Here is an 11753-nt window from a genome sequence, read left to right on the forward strand (position 1 = left end):
TCAAATATCCTGTGCCACCTCTTCGTTCATAAACCATACAGTGACTTTTCTGCACTGCCTGTGGAACATTCATTCGCGGGATTTAATTTTAAATTAAATACATTTGTCTTCTAAAAGTAAACAAACATTGGAACTCCATCCCTCCATAGAAAAAGCAACCACCCGGGAAATACAGGAATTTCAGGAGCAAAAACTCCGGGAATTGCTGGTGTATCTTGAGCTGCATTCTCCTTTTTACCAGAGACTTTTCAAGGAAAACAATATCTGCATTGCTGATATCCGCACCCTGGAAGACCTGCAGAAGATCCCGGTGACAACAAAGAACGATATCCAGCAGAACAATAATGACTTCTTCTGCATTACACCGGATAAGATCGTGGATTACAGCACCACCTCAGGAACATTGGGCGACCCGGTGACGTTCGGTTTGTCCGACAATGATCTGGAAAGGCTGGCGTATAACGAAGCCATTTCCTTTGCCTGTGCCGGAATCCGGAAAGGTGATGTTGTACAGATGATCACCACCATCGATAAAAGGTTCATGGCCGGGCTGGCTTACTTTTTAGGGCTGCGGAAAATGGGAGCAAGCGTCGTAAGAATGGGTCCCGGAATCCCGGAGCTGCAATGGGATTCCATCTTCAGATACAAACCGAAATACCTGATTACCGTCCCGTCATTTTTATTAAAGATGATTGATTACGCTGAGAAGCATGATATCGATTACAGAAACTCAAGTGTCTACGGAGCCGTTTGTATCGGGGAAAGCATAAAGAATCAGGATTTTACGGATAATATTCTTTCGCGCAAAATCAAGGAGAAATGGAACATCAAGCTTTTCTCAACCTATGCTTCTACGGAAATGAGCACGGCTTTCACGGAATGCGAATTCCAGAACGGCGGCCACCAGCACCCGGAACTGATTATTACGGAGATCCTGGATGATGACGGGAATCCGGTACAGGCAGGAGAAAGCGGGGAATTGACCATCACTACCCTGGGCGTTGAAGCGCTGCCCCTGCTGAGATTCAAAACCGGGGATCTTGTAAAAGCCCATAATGAACCCTGTGCCTGTGGAAGGAATACCATGAGATTAGGCCCTGTGCTCGGGAGAAAGCAGCAGATGATCAAGTATAAAGGGACAACACTGTATCCGCCGGCTATGAGTGACATCCTGAATGATTTCAGCCATATCCTGTGTTACCAGATCGTTATCCGGTCAAATGAAATAGGGCTGGATGAAATCGTGATCAAGATCAGTACAGATCGCGAATCGGAAAGCTTTGTCAGTGAAGTAAGGGATCATTTCAGGGCCAAGTTAAGGGTCAGTCCGAAAATTGAAATAAACGATTTTGATGTTTTATCTAAAACTGTGTTTCATCCGAACAGCAGGAAACCCATTACTTTCGTAGATTTACGCTGATAACGGCCTTCTTCATGTATATGGCTGAAATACCATGAAATAAGACAAAAAATCCGCTTTCCTATCAGGAAGGCGGATTTTTTATGCCTGTTGCTTTTCCGTTTTAATAAATTCGGCTAAATTTTTTATGGCCGTATCATGGATTCTTACAAAGGTATTTTTCTTGTTCCAGACATATCCCGCCAGTACGGCGCAGATCTTCCTCTTTACATCCGGATTTTCCGGCTGGTGGAAAAACAGCTCCTGAAGATTTCCGGTATACCATTCTTTTACATAGGTCGTGAAAACATCCACCCCATAGAGGATATAGTCTGAATACTCCTTCTGCCAGTCGATTCTTTCACCGTTCAGCTGCCTTAGTGCCAATTTGGCTGCCAGCATTCCCGATTCCGTGGCAAAAGCCATCCCGGAAGAGAAAACAGGATCCAGAAATTCGGAAGCATTCCCGGTAAGGGCAAAACCGTCTCCGAACAAGCTTTTCACGGAGCATGAATAGTCTTTAAGGTGTCTTGGCTCGAACAGGAAATCCACATCGCCAAAACGATTCATATAATAATCAGAAAGGGAAATTGCTTTTCTCAGGGCCCCGGCAGTATCCCCGTCTTTGGAAAGCCTGTCGATATAATCGGTAGGCCCAACAATTCCTACACTGGTATTACCATTGGAGAAAGGGATCACCCAAAGCCAGACTTCCGTTTCAATAATGTCGAAAGAGATCAGGGTTCCTTCAGTCCCATCTTCCCGGTTAGTGTCCTTTACATGGGAAAAAATAGCGGAATGGGGAGAGAGCTTTGAAGGCTTTTCGAGGTCTAAAAGTCTTGGCAGCACCCTTCCGTAGCCGCTGGAATCGATGACGAATTTGGCATGGATTTCCTTTGTTTCCCCGTCCCTGGTCCTTACCGTTGTTACGGAATCCGTTCCGTTGAACTGAATACCGGTGACTTCAGTTTCAAATTCCAGGTCGACGCCCTTTTTGATTACTTCCTGTGCCAGGGCATTATCAAAATCCGCCCGCGGTACCTGCCAGGTCCAGTCCCAGCCTTTCCCGAACTTATTGCTGAAATCAAAGAGGCAAACTTCGTTTCCCCTGAGGAACCGGGCACCCAGCTTTTTCTCGAAACCCATGCTGTCCAGGACCGGAAACAGGCCGGCTTCATAAAAATGATCCATCACCCTTGGGATTAAGCTTTCACCTACGACAAGTCTTGGGAATTTTGTCTTTTCCACCACTTTTACGCTGATGTTGTTCTTCTTTAAATATGAAGAAGATACGCATCCGGAAGGCCCGGCTCCGATGACGAGAACATCAACAAACTCTTTACTCATCTTTGATTTTTTATTTTAATAATAACCTCTATCTTTGCCGCAAAATTAATGACATTTAATTAATAATTACAAAATTATCTTACTATTACTTTTAATTGATGAGAATAAATAACTTTTTAGAACTGAACGACTTCAAAAAAGTCATTATCGGAAATGAGAAAATAGAACTGGACGAAACACTGCTGGCCAGGGTGGATGAGAGTTTTCAGTTTCTTAAAGAATTTTCAAGAAATAAAGTAATATACGGAGTCAACACCGGCTTCGGGCCGATGGCGCAGTTCAAGATCAGTGATGAAGACACCCATCAGCTTCAGTACAACCTGATCCGGAGCCATTCTTCAGGAATCGGGAACCCGCTTCCGGCGGCAGAAGTGAAAGCCTGCATGCTGGCAAGGCTGAATACGCTCTCTTTAGGCAATTCGGGTGTTCATCCTTCGGTTGTTATCCTGCTTAAGGAACTGATCAACAGGGATATCACACCGCTGATTTTCGAACACGGAGGCGTAGGGGCCAGCGGCGACCTGGTTCAGCTGGCACATCTTGCCCTCGTGCTGATCGGTGAAGGCGAAGTTTTTTACAGAGGAGAGAGAAAACCTGCCAGGGAAGTATTGGAAACGGAAGGATTGGAGCCGATCCGCGTAGAGATCCGGGAAGGGCTGGCCCTGATGAACGGAACTTCTGCAATGTCGGGAATCGGTGCTGTCAATGCCCATAAAGCTAACCAGCTGACGGACATTTCTATTGCTCTTTCCTGTGCCATTAATGAAATTGTACAGGCTTATGACGATCACCTGTCGGAACCGCTCAACGGAACAAAGCTTCATGCAGGACAGCAGAAAGTGGCCGCCCGGATGCGTGACCACCTGGCAGACAGTAAGCTGGTAAGGAAAAGGGCCGATCATCTCTATACTCATTTTGAAGAGCAGGAGAAGGTTTTCAAAGATAAGGTCCAGGAATACTATTCTTTACGATGTGTTCCGCAGATCCTCGGTCCTGTCCTGGATACATTGGAATATACGGAGAAGGTACTGGAAAATGAAATCAACTCTGCCAATGACAATCCGATCATCAACGTGGCGGACCGGCATGTATACCATGGCGGGAATTTCCACGGCGACTACATATCGCTGGAAATGGATAAGCTCAAGATTGTGGTTACCAAGCTGACGATGCTGGCCGAAAGACAGCTGAATTACCTGCTGAATGCCAAAATCAATGAGATTTTACCTCCTTTTGTGAACCTGGGGAAACTGGGCTTCAACTTCGGGATGCAGGGCGTTCAGTTTACGGCGACTTCCACTACGGCGGAAAGCCAGATGCTTTCCAACCCGATGTATGTCCACAGCATTCCGAATAATAATGACAATCAGGATATTGTGAGCATGGGAACCAATGCGGCGGTGATCTGCAGAAAAGTCATTGAAAATGCATTTGAAGTATTGGCGATTGAGGCCATTACCATCGTCCAGGCTATCGAATACCTTGGGTTCCAGGATAAAATATCATCGGCAACAAAAGAGCTGTATGACGAAATAAGAAAGATCATTCCCGCGTTTTCCAATGATATGGTGATGTATCCGTATCTGGAACGTGTAAAAAACTATCTGAAGAGTATGTAACCTCCGGCCGATAGAAGTTGTCATAGAAGAAGAATATACCCAAAATTAAAACTAACATACGCTACACATGAAATGTGCAATCATCACAGGCGGCTCCAGGGGAATCGGAAGAGCGATCTGTATCAAACTGGCAGAAGAAAAGAATTACCATCTTCTCATTAATTACACTTCCAACGAGACAGCGGCAAAAGATACGCTGGCCAGGGTGGAAGAGCTGGGCGCTACGGGGGAAATCCTGAAGTTCGACGTCGGTAATGCCGGAGAAACGCAGGCTGTTCTTACCCAATGGCAGGAAAACCATCCGAAAGCAATCGTTGAGGTGATTGTAAACAATGCCGGAATTACCAGGGACGGACTTTTCATGTGGATGCCGAGTGAAGACTGGAATGCAGTTATTAATACCAGCCTGAACGGCTTCTTCAATGTAACCAACTTCTTTATCCAGAAGCTGCTGCGCAACAAATACGGAAGGATTATCAATATGGTGTCCGTTTCCGGTGTCAAGGGTACAGCCGGGCAGACGAATTATTCTGCTGCAAAAGGAGCGCTGGTGGGTGCTACCAAAGCATTGGCCCAGGAAGTGGCAAAAAGAAACATCACCGTAAATGCAGTAGCCCCGGGCTTTATTAAAACAGATATGACACAGGAATTCAATGAAGAGGAATTAAAAGCGATGATTCCTGCCAACCGTTTCGGTGAAGCGGAAGAAGTGGCGGATCTGGTAGCATTTTTAGCTTCAAAAAAATCATCGTACATTACAGGCGAAGTCATTAATATTAACGGCGGAATCTACTCATAAATTAATGTAACAAGATACCAGTGTACCGATATACCAATGAATACGGATTGATAAGAATTGTTACATTGTTAGATTGATACATTGTTAAATTTAGCAACATGGAAAACAGGGTGGTCATTACCGGAATGGGAATTTATTCCTGCATCGGAACTTCTTTGGAAGCGGTGAAGGAATCTTTATTTCAGGGAAAATCCGGTATTTTTTTAGTGGATGAAAGAAAAGAGTTCGGCTTCCGGTCGGGCCTTACGGGCGTTGTGCCGAAACCGGATCTGAAGAACCTTCTGAACCGGAGGCAGCGGGTAAGCATGGGCGAGGAAAGTGAATATGCTTATCTTGCCACGCTTGATGCTTTTCAGCAGGCCGGTATCGACCAGGACTTTTTAGATCATAACGAAGTCGGGATCCTGTACGGAAACGATAGTGTTTCCAAGGCAGTTGTGGAATCCATAGACATTGCGAGAGAGAAAAAAGATACGACACTGATGGGTTCCGGAGCCATTTTCAAATCCATGAACTCTACGGTGACGATGAACCTTTCCACGATTTTTAAACTGAAGGGCATTAACCTCACCATCAGTGCAGCATGTGCAAGCGGTTCCCATTCTTTAGGACTGGCCTATATGATGATCAAAAACGGCTTCCAGGATATGATTGTCTGCGGAGGAGCGCAGGAAACCAATATGTATTCAATGGCCAGCTTTGACGGGCTGGGCGTTTTTTCCGTCAGGGAAAACGAACCTACGAAAGCTTCAAGGCCTTTCGACTCCGGGAGAGATGGCCTGATCCCGAGCGGAGGCGGCGCAACGCTGATCGTTGAAAGCCTGGAATCCGCACAAAAAAGAGGAGCCCATATCATCGCGGAAATCGCAGGGTATGGCTTTTCATCCAACGGCGGCCATATTTCCACCCCGAATGTAGACGGGCCGGCCCTTGCCATGGAAAGGGCACTGAAGCAGTCGGGCCTTACTGCACAGGATATCGACTATATTAATGCCCACGCTACTTCTACCCCGATCGGCGATGCCAATGAGGCCAAAGCTATTTATGAAATCTTCGGCGGCCAAGTTCCGGTAAGCTCCACAAAATCCATGACCGGGCACGAATGCTGGATGGCCGGAGCAAGTGAAGTTATCTACTCCATTTTAATGATGCAGCATGATTTTATAGCCCCGAACATCAACCTGGAAAATCCTGATGATGAGGCAAAAAGGATAAATCTGATAGCTGAAACAAAAAGTCAAAAAATTGACGTATTTTTGTCCAATTCTTTTGGATTCGGAGGAACCAACTCCGCATTAATCGTTAAAAAATTTACATAAAAACATGGAAAGGGAAAAAATTGTTGCTATCGTTAACGACTTTTTAATCAACGAATTTGAAGTGGATGGTGATGAAATCAGCAATGAGGCCAACCTGAAACAGACATTAGGGCTGGACAGCCTGGATTATATCGACCTGGTGGTTGTCATCGAATCCAACTTCGGGGTAAAGCTGGGTGAGGCAGACTTTAAGCAGATGGTTACTTTCGATGATTTCTATTCAGCCATCCAAAACAAAATCACTGAAAAGAACAACTAATGTAACAATGTAGCAATGTGGCAATGTAAAAATGTAACAATGTATTGATTACCGATTTCTGATTAAATAATTGTTACACGGTTATATCGTTACATTGATCAACCGATGCTATGAACAAATGGAAAGGCAAATCCAGAGGGACCATCACCGGATACAAAATTTTTGTCTGGTGCATCCGCAATGCCGGGATCCGGAGTTCGTATGCCGTGCTTTACTTTGTGGCGGCCTATTACTTTCTATTCCTGAAGAAAAGCAGCCGTTACATTTCATCTTATTTTCATAAAAGGCTGGGCTATGGTTTCCTGAAAACAAAAATTTCCGTGTTCAGAAGTTATCTTACTTTCGGTAAGGTACTGATTGATAAAACCGCAATATCTGCAGGATTGAGGGACCGTTTTACCTACGAATTCGACGGGATTGAAAACCTCAGGAACCTGCTGGCGGAAAAAAAAGGCGGGGTTCTCATCAGCGCCCACATTGGGAATTTTGAAATTGCAGAACATTTCTTTGCCGATATCGATTTCGACTGCCAGATCAACCTGGTTACTACAGACCAGGAAGTTACGGTAATCAAGGAATACCTGGAAAGCGTTTCCGTAAAACAGAGCAGCATTAAATTCATTTATGTAAAGGAAGACATGTCCCATATTTTCGAGATCAATGAGGCTTTGTCTAAAAATGAGCTCATCTGCTTTACCGGAGACCGCTATTTTGAGGGTTCCAAGTTCCTTGAAGGTAACCTGCTGGGGAAAACCGCAAAATTTCCGGCCGGACCATTTCTTATCGCTTCCAGGCTGGGCGTTCCCGTAGTGTATGTTTACGTGATGAAAGAAAAGAACCTGCATTATCACCTCTATGCAAGACTGGCGGAGCATGTAAAAAAGCGCGATGCACAGGGCCTTCTGAATTCCTATACCCGGAATCTTGAATCCATGATCAGGAAATATCCGCTTCAATGGTTCAATTATTTCGATTTTTGGGATGATGTTGATTAATTTTCCTACTTTTACCCCAAAATAAAACTAATATTTAACTCAAACATCAAGTAATTGGGGGATTTAAAATGTAAGCCGTAAATAACTTTTACTCTTGTCGGGTATTACCGCCTTTGCGGAGCTGAAAACAGAGGACCTTAATGTAAAATTTCTGCCGGCTTTATGTTTTAAAATTCAAAATTACTCAAACACAGCTTTCCTTTGAATAAAGAATTCGACATACTGGTAATCGGAAGCGGATTGGGAGGTCTTGTTTCGGCACTTGTTCTTGCCAAAGAAGGCCTGAAAGTCTGCGTTCTGGAGAAAAATAACCAGTATGGCGGAAACCTCCAGACCTTTTCCCGTGACAAACTGGTTTTCGATACCGGTGTCCATTACCTGGGCGGTCTTTCCGGAGGGCAAAACCTTCATCAGTATTTTTCTTATCTAGGCATTATGGATGATCTGCAGCTTCAGCAGATGGATAAGGACGGCTACGATAAAATTACCTTCGGGGATGATACAACCGAATATCCGCATGCCCAGGGCTATGATAATTTTGTAGAGCAGCTGGCCCGGTATTTTCCTGATGAACGGGAGAACCTGCAGAATTACTGCGAAGAAATCCGGAGGGTCTGCAGCCGGTTTCCAAGATATCACCTGATAGGGGAAGACCGGTATAATGAAGAAATTATTCATCTGAATACCAAAAGGATGATCGAATCCATTACCCGGAACACCACATTGCAGTCGGTTCTGCTAGGCTCCAATTTTTTATATGCCGGGGATTCGGAGACGGTGCCGTTTTATGTACATGCCCTGACGGTAAATTCTTATCTTCAAAGCGCGTATAAATGTGTGCAGGGCGGAAGCCAGATCTCAAAACTGCTGATCCGGAGGCTCCGGGAGCATGGTGCGGAAGTCCATAAGTATGCAGAGGTGGAGCAGTTTATTTTTGATGAAAGCGATACGCTGAAGGGGGTAAGAACAAAAGCAGGAAAGGCATATTTTGCAGACCGGTTTATTTCCAACATCGAAATCCGTTCAACGGTAAAGCTCATCGGAGAGGAACGGCTGAAAAAATCTTTTCTGAACAGGGTCATGAGCTGGGAGCCCGGGCCGTCATGCTTCAGTGTCTATCTTGTCCTGGAACCGGAAACGATTCCTGAATTCAATTATAATCTGTACCATTACAGATCGGAGGGCGCTGTCTGGCAGGCATACCGCTACCGGAAAGATTCCTGGCCGGAGACCTATATGCTTTCTTCATCACCGTCAAAGCAGCACCCGGAGTTTGCTGAAAGTCTCACTGCCATTTCCTATATGGATTTTGAGGAAGTGAAGGAATGGGAGCATACTTTTAATACGGTTGCTGATGAGCAGGAAAGGGGAGAGCTGTATGAACGTTTCAAAACGGAAAAGGCAGAGAAAATGATTTCGGCACTGGAAAAAAAGTTTCCGGATCTGAGAACATCGGTTAAAGCAATATATACTTCATCTCCTTTATCATACCGTGATTATATCGGGAGTTCCAACGGAAACATGTACGGTTACAGGAAAAGTTCGGAAAACCCTCTGAAAACAATGGTTTCCCCGAGAACGAAGATTGATAATCTTTTTATGACAGGGCAATCGGTAAATATGCACGGGATATTAGGCTGTACCATCGGTGCCTTTACCACGTGTGCTGAAATCCTGGGAAAAGACCTGATTGATCAGAGATTGCTTCAAATGATTAATAAAAACAAAGGTGAATAAAAACAGGGAGTATGGTCCGGTAAAAGACAATTGTTTATATGGTCAGAAGATCGTATTGGTTTGCCTCAGCCTTATCCTGAACATCAGCCTCATTTCCTGTGGAATCAGAAAATCGGTCCGTCATGTCCCCGATATCCGTCGGTATGCGCTTGAAATTCCGGAGGTCAGCAGGATCAATGATTCTACTTTTCATTTTAATCAAAACCGTTTAACAAAAAATAAGCAACAGCTCTGGGAATTATACATTAAGGGAAACCCTTTACAGCTGGGATACAACAATGGCGCGCTGACCCAGCACCTGATGCACAAACAGGAAAAAATCTTTTTTTCGAAAGTGCAGGGTTTTGTTCCGTCAAAATTCAAGCAGAACCTGTTACGGGGTTTCCTGAAATGGTACAACCGGAAAATGTATCTTAACATACGGGAAGACGATCAGGCAGAATTATACGGGTTGTCCCGGTACTCGTCAGACCAATATAATTTTATTGCACCTGAATTCCTGAGAATAATGTATCTGCATGGTGCCCATGACATCGGCCATGCCATGCAGGACCTGATGATGGTAGGCTGCACCTCGCTGGCCGTATGGGATGAAAACACGGAGGACGGCGATCTGCTGATCGGCCGGAACTTCGACTTTTATGTCGGCGACGATTTTGCTGAGAATAAACTGGTGGAAATGGTGGAACCCGAAACAGGAATTCCTTATCTGTCTGTCAGCTGGCCGGGAATGATCGGGGTGGTTTCCGGGATGAACCAGGAAGGACTTACCGTAACCATCAATGCCGGGAAATCCAGGATTCCGCTTACGGCCAAAACACCGGTTTCCCTGGTGACAAGGGAAATTCTGCAATATGCAAAAAATATAGATGAAGCTGTGGCCATCGCAAAAAAGAAAAAGGTGTTTGTATCAGAATCTATTCTGGTGGGCAGTGCAAATGACCGGAAAGCAATAGTTATTGAAATTTCGCCGGATAATTTCGGCGTCTATGAAGTGAAAAATTCAAGCCGCATTCTCTGTACCAACCATTTTCAGTCAGAGGCCTATAAAAGCGATAAGAGGAACCGGAAGCAGATGGTGGAGGGTCATTCCCGGTACCGTTATGAAAAACTGCAGGAACTTTTACAGGAAAAGAAGAAGCTGGATCCTGAAAAAATGGCCGCGCTGCTCCGGGACCGTTCGGGTCTGAAAGGAGAAAAAATAGGGTATGGCAATGAAAAGGCAATCAATCAGTTGCTGGCACATCATGCCGTAATTTTCTCTCCTGAGAAAAGGTTGGTCTGGGTATCTTCTGATCCGTATCAGCTTGGCGAATTTGTATGTTATGACCTGAATGAAATTTTTTCCGGTAAAAAGAACGGAAACCATCAGTTTTCAAAACCGGAAATGAATATCGGCCGGGATCCTTTCGCTGATTCCCTGGATTTTAAAAATTATGAAAGCTACAGGAAGCTGAATGCTGACATTGAAAAAGCTTCTGCAAACGGCCGGGAAATACTTTCTGATGACCTGATTCGTCACTATCAGCGCATGAACCCTGATTTCTGGCTGGTATACCAGCAGGCCGGAAAATATTACCTGAAAAAAAAGGAATACAGGAAAGCCAAAGCAGAGTTTGAAAGGGCCCTGACCAAAGAGATTACTACGGTGCCGGACAGAAAAAATACAGAGAAATTACTGAAGAAAGTTCAGAGAAATCTCAGATGATACCTGCGATCTACCTTGAACCAATTTACAAAGATTTTCCGGAACAGGGAATTTCAACTTAATTTCATTCCGGCAGGGTATGGATGTGATTATATTGTTTTAACTCACCTTTTTTTATCATATTGATTTTTATTTTCCGGATTATTTTTTTTATTTACTCCATATTTTATTTTTTATTGAATTAAATGTATTTGATTCGATTTAATTATTTATCTTAGCCGCATAAACAGTAACCGGATGAAAAAACTCTACTTCCTGTATTTATATTGCTTTTTAAGCTTTTGTTCCTGTAAAAGTGACGAGAGGATCGAAAGCATTGAAGAGGGAACTTCTTTTGTCAACTTTAATATAGATGCCGTTCCATACGGAAAGCTTTCCACTTACCGCTTCTTTACAGGCGATCTGAAAAACCTCACACCCAACAGCAAAGTCATTCCGTATGAGCCTGCAAGCTCCCTTTTCACAGACTATGCCCTGAAAAAAAGATTTATCTGGATGCCTGCCGGTACCAAAGCAAGTTATGAAACGGATGATAAATCACTGAATTTTCCGGTAGGGACGGTGTTGATTA

Annotated in this window: 9 protein-coding genes and 1 pseudogene; 9 read left to right on the top strand and 1 reads right to left on the bottom strand. The window is 44.3% G+C overall.

What is annotated here, in order from left to right; translation table 11 throughout:
• Nucleotides 1–127 precede the first annotated feature (127 nt).
• Nucleotides 128–1420 carry a phenylacetate--CoA ligase family protein gene (locus QZ735_RS09165; protein ID WP_294247242.1) on the top strand — a complete coding sequence of 431 codons (1293 nt, stop codon included), beginning with the start codon at nucleotides 128–130 and terminating at the stop codon, nucleotides 1418–1420.
• 81 nt (nucleotides 1421–1501) lie between these two features.
• Here QZ735_RS09165 and QZ735_RS09170 read toward each other — a convergent pair whose 3' ends face one another.
• Nucleotides 1502–2746, bottom strand: a complete 1245-nt coding sequence (locus QZ735_RS09170) for an NAD(P)/FAD-dependent oxidoreductase (protein ID WP_294247225.1) — start codon at nucleotides 2744–2746, stop codon at nucleotides 1502–1504.
• A gap of 98 nt (nucleotides 2747–2844) precedes the next feature.
• On the opposite strand from QZ735_RS09170, the gene hutH reads away from it, so the two are divergent.
• The 8 genes and pseudogenes from hutH to QZ735_RS09210 all read left to right on the top strand — a co-directional run.
• Entirely contained in the window at nucleotides 2845–4365 is a 1521-nt protein-coding gene (gene hutH / locus QZ735_RS09175) for a histidine ammonia-lyase (protein ID WP_294247227.1), read from the top strand.
• A 67-nt stretch (nucleotides 4366–4432) separates the two neighbouring features.
• Nucleotides 4433–5164 carry a 3-oxoacyl-ACP reductase FabG gene (gene fabG, locus QZ735_RS09180; protein WP_294247229.1) on the top strand — a complete coding sequence of 244 codons (732 nt, stop codon included), beginning with the start codon at nucleotides 4433–4435 and terminating at the stop codon, nucleotides 5162–5164.
• A gap of 98 nt (nucleotides 5165–5262) precedes the next feature.
• Nucleotides 5263–6483 carry a beta-ketoacyl synthase gene (locus QZ735_RS09185; RefSeq protein WP_294247231.1) on the top strand — a complete coding sequence of 407 codons (1221 nt, stop codon included), beginning with the start codon at nucleotides 5263–5265 and terminating at the stop codon, nucleotides 6481–6483.
• Nucleotides 6484–6487: 4 nt separating this feature from the next.
• On the top strand, nucleotides 6488–6742 hold the full coding sequence (locus tag QZ735_RS09190; protein WP_294247233.1) for a phosphopantetheine-binding protein: 255 nt from the start codon (nucleotides 6488–6490) through the stop codon (nucleotides 6740–6742).
• A 110-nt stretch (nucleotides 6743–6852) separates the two neighbouring features.
• A complete protein-coding gene (locus tag QZ735_RS09195) occupies nucleotides 6853–7737 on the top strand; it encodes a lipid A biosynthesis acyltransferase (RefSeq protein ID WP_294247236.1) in 885 nt (294 codons plus the stop codon).
• A gap of 201 nt (nucleotides 7738–7938) precedes the next feature.
• Nucleotides 7939–9474, top strand: coding sequence for an NAD(P)/FAD-dependent oxidoreductase (locus QZ735_RS09200; RefSeq protein ID WP_294247238.1), 1536 nt, complete (start codon nucleotides 7939–7941; stop codon nucleotides 9472–9474).
• 49 nt (nucleotides 9475–9523) lie between these two features.
• Nucleotides 9524–11182: a C45 family peptidase gene (locus QZ735_RS09205; RefSeq protein ID WP_294247243.1), complete on the top strand. Its 1659-nt coding sequence runs from the start codon at nucleotides 9524–9526 to the stop codon at nucleotides 11180–11182.
• A 237-nt stretch (nucleotides 11183–11419) separates the two neighbouring features.
• Nucleotides 11420–11753, top strand: a pseudogene (locus QZ735_RS09210) (hypothetical protein); the annotation flags it as partial.

Source organism: uncultured Chryseobacterium sp. (assembly GCF_913776365.1).
Taxonomy (GTDB): Bacteria; Bacteroidota; Bacteroidia; order Flavobacteriales; family Weeksellaceae; genus Chryseobacterium.